The 20,458-nt window shown below is 43.5% G+C and carries 24 protein-coding genes and 1 riboswitch; of the genes, 15 read left to right on the top strand and 9 right to left on the bottom strand.

Annotation, left to right across the window (positions count from 1 at the left end):
• Positions 1-94 precede the first annotated feature (94 nt).
• From desA to ACFWMP_RS02295, 7 genes are all read left to right on the top strand, one after another.
• Complete coding sequence (desA, locus tag ACFWMP_RS02325) at positions 95-1,159, top strand: Delta(5) desaturase DesA (RefSeq protein WP_042187494.1); 1,065 nt, start codon at positions 95-97, stop codon at positions 1,157-1,159.
• 161 nt (positions 1,160-1,320) lie between these two features.
• Positions 1,321-2,457 (top strand): sensor histidine kinase, encoded by a 1,137-nt coding sequence (locus tag ACFWMP_RS02320; protein ID WP_042187496.1) that lies wholly within the window; start codon positions 1,321-1,323, stop codon positions 2,455-2,457.
• On the top strand, positions 2,457-3,059 hold the full coding sequence (locus tag ACFWMP_RS02315; RefSeq protein ID WP_042187498.1) for a response regulator transcription factor: 603 nt from the start codon (positions 2,457-2,459) through the stop codon (positions 3,057-3,059). Before ACFWMP_RS02320 ends, ACFWMP_RS02315 begins: the two co-directional genes overlap by 1 nt.
• A 125-nt stretch (positions 3,060-3,184) precedes the next feature.
• Entirely contained in the window at positions 3,185-4,270 is a 1,086-nt protein-coding gene (gene asd / locus ACFWMP_RS02310; protein WP_042187500.1) for an aspartate-semialdehyde dehydrogenase, read from the top strand.
• Between the two features lie 116 nt (positions 4,271-4,386).
• The gene (locus ACFWMP_RS02305) at positions 4,387-4,785 is read left to right on the top strand and encodes a hypothetical protein (RefSeq protein ID WP_379421807.1); all 399 of its coding nucleotides are present in this window, start codon (positions 4,387-4,389) and stop codon (positions 4,783-4,785) included.
• A gap of 115 nt (positions 4,786-4,900) precedes the next feature.
• Positions 4,901-5,083, top strand: coding sequence for a DUF3934 family protein (locus ACFWMP_RS02300; protein ID WP_042187505.1), 183 nt, complete (start codon positions 4,901-4,903; stop codon positions 5,081-5,083).
• 114 nt (positions 5,084-5,197) lie between these two features.
• Positions 5,198-5,890, top strand: coding sequence for a pseudouridine synthase (locus ACFWMP_RS02295; protein ID WP_339803072.1), 693 nt, complete (start codon positions 5,198-5,200; stop codon positions 5,888-5,890).
• On the opposite strand, the gene thiE is transcribed toward ACFWMP_RS02295, so the two are convergent.
• Genes thiE through ACFWMP_RS02265 form a run of 6 tightly spaced genes read right to left on the bottom strand, consistent with a single transcriptional unit; the run spans position 5,871 to position 10,683 of the window.
• On the bottom strand, positions 5,871-6,527 hold the full coding sequence (gene thiE / locus ACFWMP_RS02290; RefSeq protein ID WP_143764012.1) for a thiamine phosphate synthase: 657 nt from the start codon (positions 6,525-6,527) through the stop codon (positions 5,871-5,873). The genes ACFWMP_RS02295 and thiE overlap by 20 nt on opposite strands.
• Positions 6,517-7,344: a bifunctional hydroxymethylpyrimidine kinase/phosphomethylpyrimidine kinase gene (gene thiD / locus ACFWMP_RS02285; protein ID WP_379423477.1), complete on the bottom strand. Its 828-nt coding sequence runs from the start codon at positions 7,342-7,344 to the stop codon at positions 6,517-6,519. The genes thiE and thiD overlap by 11 nt, the downstream gene beginning before the upstream one ends.
• Before the next feature lie 22 nt (positions 7,345-7,366).
• Positions 7,367-8,161 carry a hydroxyethylthiazole kinase gene (gene thiM, locus ACFWMP_RS02280; RefSeq protein ID WP_149644231.1) on the bottom strand — a complete coding sequence of 265 codons (795 nt, stop codon included), beginning with the start codon at positions 8,159-8,161 and terminating at the stop codon, positions 7,367-7,369.
• Between the two features lie 41 nt (positions 8,162-8,202).
• Positions 8,203-9,237: an ABC transporter substrate-binding protein gene (locus ACFWMP_RS02275; protein WP_379421806.1), complete on the bottom strand. Its 1,035-nt coding sequence runs from the start codon at positions 9,235-9,237 to the stop codon at positions 8,203-8,205.
• A complete protein-coding gene (locus tag ACFWMP_RS02270) occupies positions 9,234-10,007 on the bottom strand; it encodes an ABC transporter permease (protein ID WP_379421805.1) in 774 nt (257 codons plus the stop codon). Before ACFWMP_RS02270 ends, ACFWMP_RS02275 begins: the two co-directional genes overlap by 4 nt.
• Positions 9,988-10,683: an ABC transporter ATP-binding protein gene (locus ACFWMP_RS02265; protein ID WP_379421804.1), complete on the bottom strand. Its 696-nt coding sequence runs from the start codon at positions 10,681-10,683 to the stop codon at positions 9,988-9,990. The genes ACFWMP_RS02270 and ACFWMP_RS02265 overlap by 20 nt, the downstream gene beginning before the upstream one ends.
• Before the next feature lie 267 nt (positions 10,684-10,950).
• Positions 10,951-11,054, bottom strand: a riboswitch (TPP riboswitch).
• 223 nt (positions 11,055-11,277) lie between these two features.
• On the opposite strand from ACFWMP_RS02265, the gene ACFWMP_RS02260 reads away from it, so the two are divergent.
• The 3 genes from ACFWMP_RS02260 to ACFWMP_RS02250 are packed head-to-tail and all read left to right on the top strand — an operon-like array spanning position 11,278 to position 13,601.
• Positions 11,278-12,114, top strand: coding sequence for an amino acid ABC transporter substrate-binding protein (locus tag ACFWMP_RS02260; protein WP_076282859.1), 837 nt, complete (start codon positions 11,278-11,280; stop codon positions 12,112-12,114).
• A gap of 51 nt (positions 12,115-12,165) precedes the next feature.
• Positions 12,166-12,834 carry an amino acid ABC transporter permease gene (locus ACFWMP_RS02255; protein ID WP_042187519.1) on the top strand — a complete coding sequence of 223 codons (669 nt, stop codon included), beginning with the start codon at positions 12,166-12,168 and terminating at the stop codon, positions 12,832-12,834.
• 14 nt (positions 12,835-12,848) lie between these two features.
• Positions 12,849-13,601 (top strand): amino acid ABC transporter ATP-binding protein, encoded by a 753-nt coding sequence (locus tag ACFWMP_RS02250; RefSeq protein ID WP_042187521.1) that lies wholly within the window; start codon positions 12,849-12,851, stop codon positions 13,599-13,601.
• Between the two features lie 93 nt (positions 13,602-13,694).
• On the opposite strand, the gene ACFWMP_RS02245 is transcribed toward ACFWMP_RS02250, so the two are convergent.
• Entirely contained in the window at positions 13,695-14,357 is a 663-nt protein-coding gene (locus ACFWMP_RS02245; RefSeq protein WP_042187523.1) for an S-layer homology domain-containing protein, read from the bottom strand.
• A 320-nt stretch (positions 14,358-14,677) separates the two neighbouring features.
• Here ACFWMP_RS02245 and ACFWMP_RS02240 point away from each other — a divergent pair, with 320 nt between their 5' ends.
• Positions 14,678-15,151 carry a Fur family transcriptional regulator gene (locus ACFWMP_RS02240; RefSeq protein WP_042187525.1) on the top strand — a complete coding sequence of 158 codons (474 nt, stop codon included), beginning with the start codon at positions 14,678-14,680 and terminating at the stop codon, positions 15,149-15,151.
• A 365-nt stretch (positions 15,152-15,516) separates the two neighbouring features.
• Here the strand turns inward: ACFWMP_RS02240 and ACFWMP_RS02235 are convergent, their stop codons facing one another.
• The gene (locus ACFWMP_RS02235) at positions 15,517-16,197 is read right to left on the bottom strand and encodes a TIGR00266 family protein (RefSeq protein WP_042187527.1); all 681 of its coding nucleotides are present in this window, start codon (positions 16,195-16,197) and stop codon (positions 15,517-15,519) included.
• Positions 16,198-16,342: 145 nt separating this feature from the next.
• Here ACFWMP_RS02235 and ACFWMP_RS02230 point away from each other — a divergent pair, with 145 nt between their 5' ends.
• Together ACFWMP_RS02230 and ACFWMP_RS02225 are read left to right on the top strand one after the other, a co-directional pair.
• Positions 16,343-16,549, top strand: a complete 207-nt coding sequence (locus tag ACFWMP_RS02230; RefSeq protein WP_042187530.1) for a hypothetical protein — start codon at positions 16,343-16,345, stop codon at positions 16,547-16,549.
• Positions 16,550-16,610: 61 nt separating this feature from the next.
• Positions 16,611-17,342 carry a class I SAM-dependent methyltransferase gene (locus ACFWMP_RS02225; protein WP_379421803.1) on the top strand — a complete coding sequence of 244 codons (732 nt, stop codon included), beginning with the start codon at positions 16,611-16,613 and terminating at the stop codon, positions 17,340-17,342.
• A gap of 110 nt (positions 17,343-17,452) precedes the next feature.
• Here the strand turns inward: ACFWMP_RS02225 and ACFWMP_RS02220 are convergent, their stop codons facing one another.
• Positions 17,453-18,271, bottom strand: a complete 819-nt coding sequence (locus tag ACFWMP_RS02220; protein WP_042187534.1) for an AraC family transcriptional regulator — start codon at positions 18,269-18,271, stop codon at positions 17,453-17,455.
• Positions 18,272-18,591: 320 nt separating this feature from the next.
• Between ACFWMP_RS02220 and ACFWMP_RS02215 the strand changes: the two genes are divergently transcribed.
• Both ACFWMP_RS02215 and ACFWMP_RS02210 read left to right on the top strand, forming a co-directional pair.
• A complete protein-coding gene (locus ACFWMP_RS02215) occupies positions 18,592-19,365 on the top strand; it encodes a sugar phosphate isomerase/epimerase family protein (protein ID WP_379421802.1) in 774 nt (257 codons plus the stop codon).
• Positions 19,358-20,455, top strand: a complete 1,098-nt coding sequence (locus tag ACFWMP_RS02210) for a Gfo/Idh/MocA family protein (protein WP_042187538.1) — start codon at positions 19,358-19,360, stop codon at positions 20,453-20,455. The genes ACFWMP_RS02215 and ACFWMP_RS02210 overlap by 8 nt, the downstream gene beginning before the upstream one ends.
• The last annotated feature ends 3 nt before the right edge of the window (positions 20,456-20,458 follow it).

Genomic DNA, 20,458 nt, shown 5'->3' with positions numbered 1-20,458 from the left:
GATGTTTATGACTTATAGGATGACACTTTATCTCCTATACTTAGGATAGATAAAAAGATCCTTAGCCAGACACATCAAGGAGGAAACGATAAAGATGACTACAAAACAGACATCACAGCTCTCCAGTCTTAAAAAAAGTGTAGCCCCTTACGAAAAAAACGACCGCAACGCGAGCATAAGACAGCTCATTAATACTTTAGGGCCACTTGTGCTGTTATGGGGCGGAGCTTATTTCTCTTTATCCGTTTCCTACTGGCTCACCCTTTTGTTGGCCATTCCTGCAGCAGGATTTGTAATCCGAACTTTTATTATTTTCCATGACTGCACACATGGTTCGTTCTTTAAAAATCGTAGAGCGAATGACATTATCGGAACGATTACAGGTGTACTTACACTTGTTCCTTATCGGCAGTGGAAGCATAGTCATTCCATTCATCACGCCAGCTCCAGTAACCTCGATAAAAGAGGGATTGGTGACATATGGATTATGACTGTCGATGAATATGAAGCAGCTTCATCCTGGAAACGTCTGTATTACCGGATTTACCGTAATCCACTCGTGATGTTCGGTTTAGGACCTATTGCTGTTTTTATGATTCAATATCGCTTTAATGCTAAAGGCGCTAGACGTAAAGAACGGATGAATACCTATTTAACAAATGTATCTATCGCAGCTCTCTACGGATTGCTTATTTGGGCGATCGGCTGGCAAGCCTTTATCATGGTGCAATTGCCAATAGCCTTTGTATCCGGTTTTCTCGGAATATGGTTGTTCTATGTTCAGCATCAGTTCGAGGATTCCTACTTCGAGAATGAATCGGAGTGGAGTTATGTTATGGCTGCAGTAGAGGGAAGCTCATATTACAAGCTACCTAAGCTATTGCAATGGATCACAGGGAACATCGGGTTCCACCATGTCCATCATTTAAGTCCAAAGGTACCCAACTATAATTTAGAAAAAGCACATAATGCAACGCCACCATTGCAAAAGGCGACGACCATAACGCTTAGCACTAGCTTGAAGGCTCTACACTTCCGTCTTTGGGATGAGGAGAATAAGTGCTTCATCAGCTTTAAAGAGGTAAAGTCGAGACTAAGCAAACCTAAGGTAGCGGGAGAAGTCCTGCAAGTTCATAAGACTAGACTCCAAGGAGAATAATAACTATAGGTTCGAACAAAATAGGAGTATAAAGAAAGGTTAGAGCCGGAGAAATCATTCGTGGCTCTAATCTTTTTCTATTTATCGTAGTGGTTCAACAGATTTTCACTGAATTTGTGCTAGAATAAGGAGAGTAATGTATGGTAAAAAGGAGAGCGGTCATGCAAAAGTGGCATCATATTTTTCATAAAAGCACAGGTCTCAGCCCTTATGTGTGGGTCGTTTTTTACATTCTACCGTTTTATTTTATATTTCGCTCCTCCTCTACCTACCAAGTAGTTTGGGGAATCTTGATGATTGCTGTATTTTTTGTTTGTTATGTGCTTTCCTTTGTTTCTAAGGGGTGGCTGGTTTATTTCTGGACGAGTGTCCAAATTATAGTTTCTATAACAATGACGCTTTTGTTCGGATATATGTATTTTGCACTTTTTCTAGCCTTTTTTATTGGGAATATACAGAATCGAGTAGGGTTCTTCACACTGTACTCTATTCATCTGTTAACTACGATCATTACAATCAATTATGAGCTGCTCTCGCGTAATTCAGTGTTTATTAGTCAACTTCCGTTCGTACTTGTTAGTATGATTGCAGTAATTCTTCTACCTATCACTACCTACAACCGTAACAATCAAGAGAAGCTGCAAGACCAATTGGAAGATGCCAATAAACGGATATCCGAACTCGTTAAGCTTGAAGAACGACAACGAATTTCGCGAGATCTTCATGATACATTAGGTCAGAAGCTTTCATTAATTGGTCTGAAGAGTGATTTGGCAGGAAAGCTAATCGACTCTAATCCTACCCAAGCAAAAGCAGAGATCAATGATGTGCGACAAACGGCGAGAAGTGCGCTGAAAGAGGTTCGGGAAATGGTAACGCGGATGCGTGGCATTCGGCTTGAAGATGAACTGGTTCATATTCAGCAGTTCCTTGCAGCTGCGGAGATTGATTTCACATTGGAAGGGAATCCGAAGCTGACCAATACCTCATTGATTACCGAGAATGTCCTTAGTATGTGTATAAAGGAAGCCGTCACAAATGTTGTGAAGCACAGTGCAGCAAAGTCTTGCTCTATACTGATTGAACCCTCACGGACGGATCTAGTCATTAAAGTAAAAGATGATGGGACTGGTATACCTGGGAATGATCTTTATTTTAAAGGCCATGGCCTGCAAGGCATGAGAGAGCGTCTTGAATTCGTAAATGGCTGTATGGACATCGTGAGAGATAGCGGGACTACAATTGTAATTAAAGTACCCAATGCATTCAAACATCAGGAACAGGAGGTCATCCTATAATGATTAAAATTGTAATCGCTGAGGATCAACGAATGCTCCTCGGGGCGTTGGCTTCTTTACTCGATTTAGAAGAGGATATGAAGGTCGTGGGCCGAGCAAGCAATGGGGAAGAAGCTGTAGCGATGGTTCAGCAGCTTAAACCGGATATCTGTATTATGGATATTGAGATGCCGGCGATGAGTGGTCTCGACGCTGCAGAAGCGCTGAAGACTAGCGGCTGCAAAACGATGATATTAACGACTTTTGCCCGGGCGGGATATTTCGAACGTGCGCTCAAAGCGGGTGTCCATGCTTATTTACTGAAGGACAGTCCTAGTGAAGAGCTGGCACTCTCTATCCGGAATGTTATGGCAGGCAGACGCATGTATGCACCGGAGCTGATGGATGAAGCCTACAGCGGTGAAGTCAATCCATTGACTCAGCGGGAGAAGGAAGTACTCGGCCTGATCGCCGATGGCAAAAATACGAAAGAAATTGCCAGCGAGCTGTACATTACCACTGGTACGGTACGGAACTACATTTCTGTTATCCTCGATAAGCTGGATGTGGGAAATCGGATTGAAGCGATCACTCGATTTAAGGAAAAAGGCTGGTTTAAATGAAAATATTAAATTTTTTAATGTTATTTTGATGTTAACACTCGCCAAATGTTCTCGACCCGTATATCATTAATTATCGGCCTATTATTCACAATAGGACAGTTAATCAAAAGGAAGTGTATTTTCTGATGTCAAGAAAGCTAAGAGCCGGCATAGTTGGCGGCACAGGTATGGTAGGACAACGTTTTATTGCCCTTCTAGAGAATCATCCTTGGTTTGAAGTAACTGCGATTGCTGCCAGTGCGAAATCTGCTGGGAAAACGTATGAAGAATCGGCCAAGGGCAGATGGAAGCTATCCACTCCAATGCCTGAGAACGTGAAGAATATTATGGTTCAAGATGCTTCTAAGGTAGAAGAAGTAGCTGCGGACGTAGACCTGATCTTTTGCGCAGTAGACATGAAAAAAGAAGAGATTAAAGCGCTCGAAGAAGCTTATGCTCGTACAGGTACTCCAGTTATCTCTAATAACTCAGCGCATCGTTGGACACCGGACGTGCCTATGGTCATTCCTGAGATTAACCCAGAGCATCTTGAGGTTATTGCGCAGCAAAGAAAACGTCTGGGCACTGAGACTGGTTTCATTGCGGTTAAACCTAACTGCTCCATTCAAAGTTATGTGCCTGCGCTTCATGCACTTAAAGAATTCAACCCATCTAAAGTTGTAGTCACCACTTACCAAGCAATTTCGGGTGCGGGCAAGACTTTTGCTGACTGGCCTGAAATGCTGGACAACGTGATTCCTTACATTGGTGGCGAAGAAGAGAAGAGCGAGCAAGAGCCGTTGCGCATCTGGGGAAGCGTGCAAGAAGAAGGTATCGTAAAAAGTGAAGCGCCAACCATTACTTCGCAGTGTATCCGTGTGCCTGTAGCGGATGGACATATGGCTGCTGTATTTGTTTCTTTTGAGAAAAAGCCATCCAAAGAAGAGATTCTGAAACTCTGGAATAACTTCAAAGGACGTCCTCAAGAGCTTGAACTGCCTAGCGCCCCTAAACAGTTCATTACTTATTTCGAAGAGGAGAACCGTCCACAGACCAAACTGGATCGTGATATTGAGAATGGTATGGGCGTATCAACGGGCAGACTTCGCGAAGATGCCATCTATGATTACAAATTCGTAGGTCTCTCCCATAACACACTGCGCGGAGCAGCTGGCGGTGCTGTATTGATCGCTGAGCTTCTGAAAGCAGAAGGTTATATTCAGCCTAAATAAAATGGATGAGCTGTAAAGCTGATTCGAAATAGACACCTCATCAAAGCTTAGTCTTTGGTGGGGTGTTTTTTAATGGATTGATTTGGTAAAATAAGTTGGGGAAGGAGCTGATATACTTGTATAAATATTTATTAACTTTTATATGGTTACCTTTAATACTATTCACAAGCGGATGTACATCATCAACTCAAGAGGAGCAAGAGTACGGAATATCTTCTATAAATGCTGAAATTCCTATTCCTAAGAAAGCAAAGGAAATCGAAGTGACAACAACTTCAAGTAACCCCAATATAAAAATAGGCGTAAAATACGAATTGGATAATATAGGGGGAGAACAAGGTCTCTATCGACCTGACCACTACTTTAATAAATTAGAGGATGCTGGCTGGGTGGAGCTGGAGGACAAGCGATTAGGGCATGTGCAATTTTTCGAAAAAGAGGGTACTGTCATTGCCATTGAAATACATGAAGATACCTTTGATATTCATGAAATGAATAAAGATGCTAAATACTAATCAGAGTATCGTTAGACGAAGCTGAGCTATTACTTAAACAGAAAGTTTGAGAGTGTGGTAAAATAGATGAAGTGTATAAACTATACGAATTCTGAATGACTGACGGAGTGATAAGATGGGTGCAAAAAGTAAAGGTGGCGGCACGGGCAGAGGTACGGGGAGTAAGGGCTGGACACGCTGGAACAAAACAGCAAAGCCAGTTAAACCTGCAAAAGGTGCTCCAACCACGGGTCCAGGCGCTAAAGATGCAAGTGGAAGCAAGGGCAATAACGTGAAAAAAAGCGGAAGCTCGAAATAGCTCCCTTGAAATCAATTATTCCTGAAGGTTAACATCTGATTTTGATCGTTAAAATCAGGTGTTTTTTTATGGATAGATGCAAGTATCAGTATCAGAAGGAAAGTAGGATTATCAGTGAGAATCGATAAATATATAAGCGAAACAGGCTTCTGTTCCAGAAGGGAAACGAAACGACTCATTGCCGCAGGGCGGATCGCTGTTAACGGCATCGTCTGTGATGCGAATATTCTTTTAGAGCCAGAGGATATCGTATGGATTGATGGAGAGCCCATAACAAGCAGTAAAGGGGAGCCGGTATACCTCGCGCTGAATAAACCGATAGGCATCACCTGTACAGCTGCGCCAAATGTAGCTGGGAATATTATAGATTTTGTAGGTTATCCCTCACGGATCTTTGCGATCGGCAGATTAGATAAACACTCGGAAGGCCTCATTTTGTTAACCAACGATGGAGATATCGTAAACAAAATGATGCGTTCCGAGAATGGGCATGAAAAAGAATATGTAGTTCATGTAGACAAGCCAATAACGTCAGAATTCATACATGCCATGTCTAGTGGTGTGGATATTCTTGGCGTCACAACAAAACCTTGTGAGGTCTCTCGGATCGCGGAATGTCAGTTTAGAATTATCCTAACTCAAGGCCTTAATCTGCAAATACGCAGAATGTGCAAGGAGTTAGGATATAGAGTACTAAAGCTAGAGCGTATAAGAATCATGAATATTACACTTGATAGTTTGGAGCGAGGACAATGGCGGCATTTGAGCGGAGAAGAGCTGAGTGAGCTTATGACCCGCTTAAATTAACTTCGTGAACAAATCCTCTGGCTGCCAAGGTGATGTCTTCAGCGCCCGCAATAGCTGAGATAACGGAGATACCGTCCGCACCCGCAGCTAGTACTGGTGCTGCATTGTGCACCGTGATCCCGCCTATGCCAACCAAAGGAATCGTAATGCCGCTGTTTCGTATTTCTTCAATAACTGATGTGCCTCGAACAGCTTGGGCATCCTCCTTGGAAGAGGTAGGATAAACAGGACCAATGCCCAGATAATCGGCTCCATCCGCTATCGCCTGCCGAGCTTCGGCGAGCGAATGAGCGGACACACCAACGATCTTATCCTCGCCAAGCAGCTGCCTAATCGCCAGCGCAGGGGTATCATCTTGTCCTACATGAATGCCGTCCGCATCAAGGGCGATGGCTAGATCAATATCGTCATTAACGATAAAAGGGACTCCGTTAGCACGACATATCTTTTGGAGCCGTCTTCCTAAATTAAATTTAACTTGGGCAGTTAATGCCCCCGTACCTTTTTCACGAAATTGGAACATCGTTATGCCTCCCGCGACCGCTTCTTTTAATACCTTGGCTGGGGCTATCCGACAATTCACACTGCCCATAATGAAATAGACTTTTAATAAATCCCGCAGTTGATCACTGTCTATTTGCTTCAAGGTTCATCCCTCGCAATCTATTCTGATATGCAAAATGATTCGTAGGTCCATGTCCAGCCCCTATGCCCAGCTCGTCTTCAATCGCCGCTTGTATAAAAGCTTTAGCTATGTGTGTTGCTTCGGGAACGGTTTTGCCCATAGCAAGCTCGGCAGTGACTGCTGCTGAATAGGTGCAGCCTGTGCCGTGCGTGTGTCTAGTCTGAACTCGTTGACTCTCCATAAAGATGAATTCGTGACCATCATATAGGAGATCCACAACAGCCTTAGTTGAGGTATCATGCCCACCTTTTAGCACTACATAGTTAGAGCCCATGGCATGAATGATTTTAGCCGCTTCTTTACGATCGTCTATAGTAGTGATGCTTCTGTTGGTAATCATTTCAGCCTCTGGAATATTGGGTGTCGTTACTAAGGCTAGCGGGAGGAGATGATTGATTAAGGACTGAACAGCTTCTTGCTGTAGCAGCGTGGAACCCCCTTTAGCAACCATCACAGGATCAACTACAAGATTACGCCAGCTGTATTGCTGGATCTTCTCTGCTACGATACGTATGATGTCACTGTTAAAAAGCATCCCGGTCTTCACAGCATCCGGCTTCAGATCAAGTCCAATGGAATCAAGCTGCTGAGTAATAGCTTCCAGTGTCAACGGATAAACGCCTTGAACTCCGAGGGTGTTCTGGGCTGTCACAGCCGTAAGAGCACTCATTCCATATACAGAAAGCTCCTGAAAGGTTTTTAGATCTGCTTGGATGCCAGCGCCACCACCGCTATCCGATCCGGCTATAGTTAAAGCTTTATATATCATCATTGTTCACTCCTTAGGGTTGTTATCTGAGTTGCTTGATTATTGATTTATCTTGGTAAGTTTCAGCTGTGACCAAGCTCAATTGATTTAGAAACTCGATTTGAAAGCTCCCCGGACCTTGTCCAGTCGTTAGTTCAGCGGCGATTTCAGCAGCCACTCCATAGAAGGAGAGGGCTTCGACTGCGGCTTCAAGAGATGCTCCTTCACTTACCGCTAGAAATGCACCGACTACTGCACTTAGCAGACAACCGGTTCCCGTTACTTTCGTTAGAATAGGGTGACCGTTGCTGGCAATGTAGGTGTTATCTCCATTCGTGATGACATCGTCTTTTCCGGTGATGATAACTACACAGCCTAACTTCCGCGCGGCTGTCTCAGCCAAGACGACTACGTCGCCATCCCCTTCGCCTGCATCTACCCCTTTAATAGACCAGCTTTCACCAATGACATTGGCAACTTCAGCTACATTGCCACGTAGAGCGGTAATCTGCATCTCATTCACTAGCTTTTGAGTGACCGCTGTTCGATAAGAAGTGGCTCCCGCACCCACTGGATCAAGAACTAAGGGAACGCCGTGCTTATTCGCAGATTGTCCCGCGAGCACCATGGATTGAATGGCATAGTCATTCAGTGTGCCGATATTTAGAACTACAGCAGATGAAAATGCGGCGATATCGACCACTTCCTCGTGAGCATCCGCCATAAAGGGGGAGGCACCCAGCGCCAAAAGACCGTTGGCTGAGAAATTGGCTACGACGATGTTGGTGATATTGTGGACCAGTGGATTGGATTCCCGTACTTTGGATAGATAACTCATGATTTATTCCTCCTCAAGTTTTATTAGCGAATAGCTAATGTTTAAAGATTAATAAAAGAATCCTCAGCTTTGATGTCAGTAGACAGTAAATCATTGTCCGATAGCCACTGTCTTACCTTCTCCCAAGACGCTGGCGCTTGATATCCAAAATCTTGATCACCCGCATTCATTAACGGTAGTAGAATCGCTAGGCTCTTCTCTTCAATTTGCTTATCGAGTGGAGAGGTCTCATCTTCGTGTGCAAGCAGCAAATTTAACGCTTTTTCCGGATTATCCTGCACAAATTGTTGTCCTTTTGTAATTGCATTTAGAAACTTTTTGAAATAGGATTCAGAATATTGTATTCCTTGATCGCTGGCGACAAGGACTAGCTCATAATAATCGGGGACTCCGTAATCCGTGGGATTGAACGAGTTCACGGGATAACCTTCTTTTTCCAAGATTAATTGTTCGTGGTTAATGAACCCTCCCATAATGGCATCCACTTGCCCCGTCGCAATCGCCGGAATAAGATCAAAGCCTACGTCTATTAATTTGCTGGCCTTAGGGTCACCCCCATCGTTTTGGATCATCGTACGAATCATGGCTTCATAAAGAGGAATGGAAGAATACCCAATCTGTTTACCTATGAGGTCTTTGGGACTATGAACGTCTCCAGCCTGAGGTACCATTAAATGATTAAGCGGATGTCTCACAATCGCAGCAATCGAACGTACTGGAATGTTCTCACTGCGTGCCATGAGCACCTGAGGTTGATAACTAAACGCTAAATCGATTTGATTCGCTGCTACAAGCTTCAGTGCGTCATTGCTGTCTGCGGGCATTTGGATCTCTACGTCCAGACCTTCCTCTTGGAAATAACCATTCTGCTCAGCAGCATATAAAAAAGAGTGAACGGCATTGGGATACCAATCGAGCATAATCTTCAGCTTGTGCGTTTGTATAATTTCGTTATTAGATGAATTAGCAGGAGGACTACTTACATTGGATGCTTTTCCGCAGCTGGTGAAGATTAGGAGTGAACATATGAGAAATACGGGAATAAGCCATTTTCTTTGGAAATTCAAATCATTCATTGCTTAGATCCTCTTTTCTTTAAAAATAATGGTTCGAGCAGAGCTATCATCAGAAACAACATTACACCGAGCGCGGACAACAGAAATACAGCGGCGAACATTTCGGCACTTTGCATATTTCCGGCCATCCTTCGGCTAAAGTAACCGAGTCCTTTGCTGCCTCCAAGCCATTCGCCGATGGTTGCTCCAATCACGCAGTACACAATGGATAGCTTTAGTCCTGAGAAAAAAGAGGGCAGCGCCAGCGGGATTTGGGTTTTAGCAAGCAGTTGCCAGCGGTTTGCGCCAAATGTTAACAATAAGTCTTTGTAGGCTTGACCACTTGTACGAAGTCCGTCATATGTACTCACAACGACTGGAAAAAAAGCAGTTAGAAACACAACAGCCACTTTGCTCCACAGCGTATAACCGAACCACATAATGAAAATGGGGGATAGCGCGATTAACGGGATCGTCTGACTGATAATAAGGAACGGATAGATGGCTTTTTCAAGGGGGCGAAACAAGAACATTCCGGTGCCCAGCAGTGAACCACAGATAACCGAGAGAACAAAACCTACCAATATTTCCTGCAGTGTCGCCATTAAATGCGGTCTGAGTAATTGCCTGTGTTCGATCAATGCGATACCTATTGAAGAAGGTGCAGGTAGGATAAAGGCTGGAATCAAGTGAAGACGAACAGCTGATTCCCAGATCACAAGAATGAACAATAGCAGTAGAATGAAGGGGCCGTAATTGTTTAAATATTTTTTAAAAGGTATGGGATGCATACAGTCTCCGCTCCAACTCTTCCCGTAACGCTATAAACCGGGGTTCATAGTTCATCTTGTAATGTCTTGGCCTCGGTAAATCAACGATGATCTCCTGTAATTCGCTATGCACGCCTCCAGACAATAAATAAATCCGATCGCTTAGTAACAGCGCTTCCTCTAGATCATGGGTGATGAGCATCACTGTTTGATCCAGCTCATCCCAAAGCTCCAACAGCCAACGGTGTATCTCACGTTTGCTCATAGCGTCGAGCGCTCCAAATGGCTCATCTAGCAGCATAAGACCGGCCCCGCCGCCAGCTACAAGCGTTCGTAGAAATGCGACTCGCTGTTTCATGCCACCCGATAGCTCATGGGGATAAGCCCTCTCTACATCGGCCAAACCGAAGCGTGACAGCATTTCCCGAATGTGAGAGATCGTCTGTTGTTTACTAAACCTTGGTTTAATCTCCCAGGGCAAAAGACAGTTGTCGAGCACGGTTCTCCAAGGCAGCAGCAAATCCTGCTGAGGCATGTATGCGATCTGACCTAAGCGAGTAGAGGATGACGAGTTCGAATGAATTATTATTTTCCCATGAGTGGGTTCGAGCAAGCCTGCTATAGTTTTGAAAAGCGTACTTTTTCCGCATCCGCTAGCCCCAATGACAGAAACAAACTCACCTTGCCTGATATCCATGGATAGATCTGCGAATACAGGGGGTTGTTCTGATTCCGGAAAAGAGTAGGTTAAGCATTGAATGGATAGGATTGTCGTGATGATCGAACCTCCTAAAAAGTTTTGTGAGCGTTGGCTTCTTGGAAAGCATCGTACAAAACTTGCTTCGGAAGCCTACGCTTAAGTTTTGTGATTGATTGTAAACAAATAAAGACCCATTCATTTCCGGTGGGAAATAAATGGGTCAAAAAGTTCATTCAGCATAGGAACACTAAAAATGCATGGGATGAAAATTCTGCTCCACTTCCCTCCGCTGGTATGATCCAGATCAGGTTCCAAGGGTCCGGAGCTTGAAGCTCCGTCTCAGTCGGCCGACTCCCCTAGTGAAATAACAGGTCCATATTTAATTTGTTTATAAATATACCATATCTTTCTGAGATGTAAAGAGAGGATCTTGTGAAGGATTATTCTAAGAATGGGTAATATAAGGGTAGAGATTTACCTAATATTACAATTCCGATGAATATAATCGGAAAAAATCATTGACGGTAAACATCAGCCAGTGTAGTATACAATTTACCGGATGAATTCCGGGTAAAGAGAGGGGAATTAATAATGAAAAAATTAAGTTTAACTATTCTATTGGCGTTAACCGTGGTGTTTGTAGCGGCCTGCGGCAATAATTCGAATACCGATACTTCTAAAAATTCTTCAGCTGGAACGAATGGTGGAAATACAGCCACTGCGCAAAACAGTCTGGAAGCTGTTAAAGCTAGCGGCAAATTGCGTATAGGAACAGAAGGGACGTATGCACCCTTTACTTATCATGACGCTTCGGGGAAACTGACCGGCTTTGACGTAGAAATTGCTGAGGAAGTAGCGAAGCGCCTCGGTGTTGAACCAGAATTTTTTGAGACACAGTGGGACGGCATTTTTGCTGGGATGGATGCCAAGCGTTTTGATGTTATTTTTAACGAAGTATCTATTAATGAAGATCGTAAAGTGAAATATGATTTCTCTGAACCGTATATCGTATCTAAAGCGGTATTGATAGTGAGTGAAAACAATGAGGATATCAAAACATTTGCAGATCTTAAGGGTAAAAAAGCTGGACAATCTCTAACCAGTAACCTGTCCGATATCGCCCGTGAGAACGGTGCTGAAATCGTTGCTACAGACGGGTTCAATCAAGCGATGGACCTATTGACCTCAGGCCGTATTGATGCGACTGTAAATGATGGTTTGTCTTATCTGGACCTGAAAAAGCAAAAGCCTGATGTGAAAATTAAAGTGGTAGATGAGATTCCTGACGGTTCGCAAAGCGCAGCTGTTTTCTTAAAAGGCAACGATGAGTTGGTAAAAGCAGTGAGTGATGCAATTGTTGAAATGAAGAGCGATGGCACATACTTAAAGATTTCTGAGAAATACTTTGGTGCTGACGTTTCAAAATAATACAAGGTTTCAGAAGCTAACCAGCTTGGAGCCAAAAAAGGATGTCTAAAAATGGATGACCGCAAAATACAAATTTTCTTAGATTCACTGCTACCCCTGCTAAAAGCTGGGGTGGCTTTTACCATTCCTTTGGCATTGATATCATTTGCACTGGGACTGATCTTAGCGATATTGACTGCATTAGCTCGTCTCTCCCCGTGGGTACTTCCGAAGCTGATCGCTCGCTTTTATGTATGGGTCATTCGTGGAACCCCTTTGTTGGTGCAACTGTTTATTATTTTCTATGGTTTGCCGGCAGTTGGAATCGTGCTAGACCCTTTCATAGCCGCAACCATTGGATTTACGCTTAGTGTAGGGGCTTATTCATCAGAAATTATACGTGCTGCTATCCTGTCTATACATAAAGGTCAGTGGGAAGCGGCCTTCTCCGTTGGGATGACTCGTACCCAGGCACTGCGCCGCGTTATACTGCCACAAGCTGCCCGTGTTTCTGTACCGCCGTTATCGAATTCCTTTATTAGCTTGGTCAAAGACACTTCACTGGCAGCGACCATTACCTATACGGAGATGTTCAGAACAGCACAGCAGGTTGCTTCCACCTCCTATGAGCCACTGCTGATCTATTGCGAGGCAGGATTGTTCTATTTACTATTCTGCTCAGTGTTATCAGCACTGCAAAATTACTTGGAGAAACGACTGAGTCGTTACTCTGCGAGCTAAAGGGGGAGACAATTATGATTGAAATACTTAATTTGCATAAATCCTTCGGTGAGCTGCAGGTATTAAAGGGCATTGATCTCGAAATGGAACATGGCAAGGTACTGGTCATTATTGGCCCATCGGGTTCAGGCAAAACAACGCTTTTACGCTGCTTTAATCTGCTTGAAGTCCCTGATCAAGGAAGCTTATCGCTCAGTGATATTAAAATTAATTTCACGGATAACAAGAAAATCCCCCAGAAGTCCATTTTGGCATTACGCCAAAAAACAGGGATGGTCTTTCAGTCCTATAATCTTTTTCCGCATATGACTGCACTAGGCAACGTGATGGAAGGGCAGGTGACGGTCCAGAAACGATCCAAGGACGAAGCACGCGAACGTGCCCTTCAGTTGTTAACTAAAGTTGGCTTGGCGGACAAAGCGGATGCTTATCCGCACCAACTGTCTGGTGGCCAGCAGCAACGGGTAGCTATCGCTCGTGCCATGGCAGTAGATCCAGAGGTGCTGTTGTTCGATGAGCCTACCTCTGCGCTTGATCCAGAGTTGGTGGGGGAAGTACTTAAGGTTATTAAACAGTTAGCGGCAGAGGGAATGACTATGGTGATAGTGACCCATGAGATGAAATTTGCTGCGGATGTGGCTGACCGGATCATTCTGATGGATGGAGGCCATATTCTAGAGCAAGGGACTCCGCAAGAAGTTCTTGAGCATCCGCAGCATCCTCGTGCTCTACAATTTCTGAACAGAATTAGTGGAGAAGAAGTATAGAAGACGATCAAGACGCAAAAAAGCAGTCCAGGACTATACCTGGGCTGCTTTTTCTTGTTTACCATTCAATGTTATTGGTGTGTCGCTTCTAGGTTAGGATTTAATACCGGTCTTCAGAAATTCCAAAGCATTATAGAGCATAATCGCAGCTTCGGCGCGAGTGATTTCACTTTTTGGATTAAACTTCCCATTGGCGTCTAAACTATTAATCTTGTATTTAAGAGAACGTTGAATGCTGCCTTGATAAGAAGGATTCAGCGCAGCATCGTCAGCGATATCTACGGGCACTATATTGATCATCGGCAGATTCCCAATGCCTTCGACCCCTTGCACTAGATAATTGGTGAACTCTTCTTTGGTCATTGTTTTGGTTGGATCAATATCCTTAGGAAGCTCGACATGATTGTAATACGCATTGATAAAGGCTTCAGCGTACCAAGCTTTATCCTTGACTTTCGTGAACAAGCCACTGGCAACGGGAGCTTTGTTGAAATCAATAGCCGCGAGACTAAGCTGGAGTCCACCCGAAATGAACTGGATCCCTTGTGCTGTTGTTACTTTGGAGCTGGGCAAGAATTGGGATTCACTAACCCCTTTGATCAAGCCTTGATTTTTTAAAGAAATAATTTTTTCTTTGCCGTTTATATTATCAATATCCTTAAAGGTATTTCCGGCTGCAAATATTTGGCCACCCAAAGAGAAGGAGAGAATCGTAACGGTTGTAATCGCGGCTAACGTTCTTTTTTTCATATTCATGGTTATTTCACCTCGTTGTATGGATAGGCCTCGTGGCCGCTATCACAAACTTAAACGCAGAAAAATATGGAAAGGTTGCGGTCAAACCTATAATATTTCACGAAAAAGTAGATTTTGGCAGAAAAATAGGCAGGAATGGATGAAAGAACTTTGGATAAGAGAGCTGAAATGTTATAATGATGTCAGGCTCTATTCATTCGTGATTATTTTTGATATGATTATATCGTAAAGATTACTATTTACGTTTAATATTTGATGCATAAATGGGTGCGTCTCAGTGGATACGGATGTTAAATCATTCCGGGAAGGTAGGAGATCAAATGGATCAAATTTCAAATATCAGTCAGCTTTTTGCGGCGCAAAAATATAAATTAACGCCCCAGCGTGAGGCCATAGTGAACATATTGCTCGACAATGAGAAAGATCATCTCAGCGTAGAAGAAGTATATATGCTTGTCAAGAACAGTTATCCGCATTTAGGGCTGGCAACGGTATACCGTACACTTGAGCTCTTATGCGAGCTTCACATTGTAGAAAAGATGAACTTCGGAGATGGAGTCGCTCGTTACGATCTGCGCGGGAATGATCATTCTCACATGCATCATCATTTGATATGCAGCGTGTGCGGCAGGTTGGAGGAAATTAAGGATGACTGGCTGGTGGAGCTGGAGAAAAGAGTGGAACGTGAATACGGCTTTAACGTCACGGATCACCGCCTAGATTTCAAGGGTACTTATGACACATGTAAACGAACAGGCTGCAAAAAAGAAAAAGCAAACAAAGCGGTTTCTTAAGCCGCTTTCTACCTAAAAGAAGAAGCTGTCTCAGAAGTAGTAAGTACTACTTAGGGGGCAGCTTCTTTTTCGGAAAAGAATTAGGGAAAAACTCCCTCTAAATAACTGATAATTGCCCGATACGAATGGAAATGGGGAAATCCTCCCTATAAATCGGACAAATATCTATATTTCACAACAAATCAGTTGAATTATAGGGAGGATTTCCCTAATTAGTAGTCAAATGCGCAGACATTTCTGAATTATAGGGAGATATTCCTTAATTTGCACGCACAGCAGCGCTTCTTGAAAACCGGAGCAGCGCTATCTTGCCTTTTAAACAGTTAAAGGAAATCCTAATTATGAGAAAGCCTATGACATTTTTCTTAGCTTCGAGTGGGCACGAAGGATTTAATCCACGTTCCGAAGCTCCCAGGGTTACGGCTCTGAACGAGGATTACACCTTCTCCGCGGAATCGGCAGACAAGCGCTTCACCACTGGTTAAACTGTTCAACCAACCCGAGGCTGCTTTTTCTACCTTATAGTCCATATAATCTGGCCAAGCGACGAGATGTCCATTGTCGATAATCATCTCTTCACCAGGTGCTAAATTAATGGCGTGGATCGCTCCGAAGGAGGACAGGAATACTGTTCCTCTGCCGCTGATTTCTACAATGAAGAAGCCTTCACCAGAGAAAAGTCCGCGTGTTAAATTTTGCATTTTGGTATTTACTTGAATGCCTTCCGTACCGGCTAAGAATCCGTCCTTTTGAACTAACAGCTTATAGGATCCATCTAATTCGATAGCTTGGATATCACCCAATGATCCAGGAGACAGTAGGACCTCACTTTGACCACGGATAGCTCTGAGTTCCTGGAAGAAGAACTTTTCACCGCTCAGCATTCTTCCCAGACCCCGCATTACGCCTCCATCAGCCGTTCCTTTTAATTCTACGTTGGGAGACATGGCAACCATCGCGCCCATCTCAGCTTTAACGCTTTCGCCGGGGTCCAAATATACCTTCAACATAGCAAAAGCACCCTCGTACAAAACATCGTATTTCATCACTAAAAACCTCCGAATCTATTTAGATAAGTAAGAAAACTAGCAGTGATCTCATTGTAACGGAATTCTGGCTGCGCTCATAGTCTGTATTATGTTAAACTGTAGTTGTCTAATAGTTCATCTATGAATAGGAGAGTGGTGCCACATGGCACGAACCAAGACTCAAAAAGCCTTGTTAAAGGCAGAGCGCTCAGGAACCTGGTGCGCAGCTCAAAGTCGAAGATCCAATGGAGATTATGGCGCCATTTCACAGCATGTACGGTTAACGCCGAGCAAACAACAGCAATTGAATAAGAACAAACACAAGGAGCGGATCTTCCAAGATGATGCTCCTTTTTATTTGGCGATTTGAAAATAATGTGTCACTAAGAATATACTGATGGAAGACATTATGGATAGGAGATATATAACTGATGAAACAAAATAAATACGACGATACGAATTTCTTCTCAGCCTATAAACAAATGCCTCGTTCCATTGGTGGGCTTGAAGCAGCTGGAGAATGGCATGTATTACAACCTCTGATCCCAGACTTACATAATAAAAGTGTTCTTGATTTAGGCTGCGGATTTGGCTGGCATTGTCTATATGCACGCGAGCAGCAGGCAAGCTCAGTCGTTGGCGTAGATATCTCTGAAAAAATGCTTCAAGAAGCGCGTGAAAAAACAGACGATCCAGCTATTTCTTATATCCAGATGCCGATTGAGGATATTGAATTTGCGAGCGAACAATTTGATGTGGTCATCAGTTCATTGGCCTTGCATTATGTAAAATCTTTTGAAGCTATCTGTCGCAAGGTTCATACTTACCTTAAGCCAGGCGGCAGCTTTATATTTTCAGTGGAGCATCCCATCTTTACTTCTCGAAATGAACAGGATTGGTATGTGGATGACCAAGGCAATCGTCTTCATTGGCCTGTAGATCATTATCAGTCTGAGGGATTGCGTGAAACGACCTTCTTAACAGAAAATGTGATTAAATATCATCGTACAATTTCAACCTACTTCAATGACTTGATTGGAGCCGGGTTTGCTATCAAAGCAGTTAAGGAGCCTAAGCCTTCTGATGAAATGAGCAATGATCCGTGGATGAAGGACGAGGATCGCAGGCCGATGTTCCTGATCATTTCAGCTGAAAAAGAATAATCATCTCATTAACATGAGTATTGTTTGAATATAGAAGCAAGGGTTATCCTCGTAGTAGTTTATCTACTATAGGGATAGCCCTATTTTTGTTGATGCAATTCACCTCTATATTATACTTGAGTTCTGCTGTGTACACGGTACTGTCTAGGGGACATGCCGAAACGACTTCGGAATACACGGTGAAAATAAGTATAGTTCGCGAAACCGCAGGTTTCTGCTACTTGCTCCAGCGGCATCGGGCTGAAGGTTATTCGTTCTCTTGCCATCTCTAGCCGGACATCATTTACATATTTGATAATACTGGTCCCGAAGGCCTCCTTAAATAAATGAACGGCACGGGAGACGGAAATATCTACATGTGCGGCAACATCCTCCAACAGAAAAGGTAAGGTTGCATGCTCCTCAACATATTGCTTCATTCGGTAAGCTAGATAGCCTTTAGGCGTAATCGCTGGCTGATCTGTAATGAGTCTGTCGATTTCCATACACAGGATTTGCAGATAACAGGCAGATATCGCTGGTGAGAAATCGGAAAGACGTCTGTGCTCAAGAATCAGTTGACGAAATAAGCCGAGGAAATTCTCACTAAGTGGCACACTTAAGAGTGAGGGTCTCTGAGCACGTTCCCACCATTCAACAATCCAAGTTCCTTCACAAAAAATATGATAATCTCCGCTTTCAATCCGCGGCTTACCCACAGGATACTCTTCCTTATCAATGATTAAATAGTAAGGATCATTAGGAGCAAACAGCATGATATCGCCGCTCTCTACTGGAGTCATCACACCGTCGATCATTGCTCGGCTTCGGCCCTCTGTTTGCAGACGAATTAAATAGTTCTGATTTCCATGGCTATGTGACATATGAAAAGGTTTGCGGTGAAAGGAAAATCCAGCAGATAAAACGTGACAGGTAGTTGATTGATTCATGTGTCCTCCTTGATGTCTAGAAATGATAATCAGATTGTTCATGTTTTAATCATATTATTCATTTTATTATATACGCTTTCATATTACTATGTACCTAAGCAATAAAGAAAGAAATCGACCATCCACGCTATACGGAGTCGATATTAGCTATGCAAACAAGAATGGCAGTTGAAGGAAACTAATGGGAATCAGATTAGTCAATTCTGCAACAGCATTATTGTTCAAGTGATTGCTGCTGTTGATCTCTTTGGGGACGAGCAGCAGAAAGAAGTTTAAATGAATTAGTAAGCTAACCCTAAACCCATTGGAGTGATTAGAAAATGCTGAAGATAGGTCTGCAATTGTACACGCTTAGAGAAGAATTGGAACAGGATTTTGAAGGAACACTGCGTAAGGTAGCAGCCCTTGGATATAAAGGCGTAGAGTTTTTCCACTATTTCGGCCGCACCGCAGCAGAAGTCAAACAATTGCTAAATGAGCTTGGACTAGTTGCGCTCGGCGCACATCGTCCATATGACGCATTGCTGAATGATACAGAAGCAGAGATCTCTTACAATCTTGAGATTGGAAATCCAAATTTGATTGTTCCTTATTTGTCAGAAGAACAACGTAACTATGTAGAGGTTGCCGCGAATCTGAAGGTTATTGGAGAAAAGTGCAAAGCGGGCGGAGCAGTTCTTCTGTATCACAATCATGATTTCGAGTTAACAGATAAATATGGTGATAGTGACCGTACTGCTTTTGATGGATTGTTTGAAGAGGTGCCGGCTGACCTGTTGCAAGTGGAAATGGATACTTGCTGGGTACATCATGCAGGCTATGATCCAGTTGAATATATCAATAAATACGCAGGTCGACTACCGATCATCCATCTGAAGGATTTGAAGAAAAAAGAAGACGGATCTCCGGAAACTGTTGTACTAGGTGAAGGTGAAGTGAACCTTACTGCAATTTTAAATGCAGCTGTACAGGCAAATGTGGAGTGGGCGGTAGTAGAGCAGGATTTCTGCAGTCGTTCACCATTAGAAAGTGTAGAAGATAGTTTGAAATGGGTAAAAGCACACGCAAATCAAGGAGGAAAAGTTAATGTCTAATAAGTTGAGAATTGCTATTGTAGGTTGCGGTGGTATCGCAAATGGGAAACATATGCCAAGTTTGTCACGTCAGAAGGATGCTGAAATGGTAGCTTTCTGCGATATCATAGAAGAGCGTGCACAGAAAGCCGCTCAGACTTATGGCGCTGAAGGCGCTGCTGTTTATACAGATTACACTGAGCTTTTGAAAGCTGGCGGATTTGATATTGTTCATGTATGTACACCAAATGACAGTCACTCCGTGATTACTATTGCTGCATTGGAAGCAGGTAACCATGTAATGTGCGAGAAACCAATGGCTAAAACCACTGCCCAAGCACAAGAAATGTTGGATGCTGCGAAGCGTACGGGGATGAAGTTGTCTGTCGCTTACCAGAACCGTTATCGTTCGGATAGTGAATACCTTAAAGCACTCTGCGAAAACGGCGAACTAGGTGATATCTATTATGCAAAAGCAATTGCCCTTCGTCGTCGTGCGGTTCCTACTTGGGGCGTGTTCCTGGATGAAGAAAAGCAAGGCGGCGGCCCACTGATCGATATCGGTACGCATGCACTTGATCTTACTTTATGGATGATGGATAATTATAAACCACGCAGTGTTATGGGCTCGTCTTTCCATAAGCTGAGTAACCGAAAGAACGCTGGAAATGCCTTTGGTCCTTGGGATCCTGAGCAATTTAAGGTAGAAGATTCAGCTTTTGGATTTATTACCATGGAAAATGGTGCTACAATTGTACTTGAATCTAGCTGGGCACTAAATGTATCTGAGTATCGAGAAGCTCAGACGCTTCTTGCAGGTACAGAAGGTGGTGCAGATATGAAGGATGGTCTGCGCCTAAACGGTGACCGTGGTGGACGTCTGTATGAGACCAAAGTAGACTTGTCTGCTGGTGGAGTAGCGTTCTTTGATGGTGGACAGGAAAATGAATCTGATCGTGAAGCTCGTTTGTGGCTTGAGGCGGTTAGAGAAGACAAGGAACCTGTAGTTAAACCTGAGCAGGCCCTCGTTGTTACTCAAATCTTGGAAGCTATTTATGAATCTTCACGTACAGGTCGCGCTGTGTATTTTGACGGCACATCAGATAATTAATAG

Origin of the sequence: Paenibacillus sp. NPDC058367, assembly GCF_042723305.1 — a bacterium.
In the GTDB taxonomy this organism is placed as follows: Bacteria; Bacillota; Bacilli; order Paenibacillales; family Paenibacillaceae; genus Paenibacillus_AQ.
This window is presented reverse-complemented; position numbering and strand designations above follow the sequence as displayed.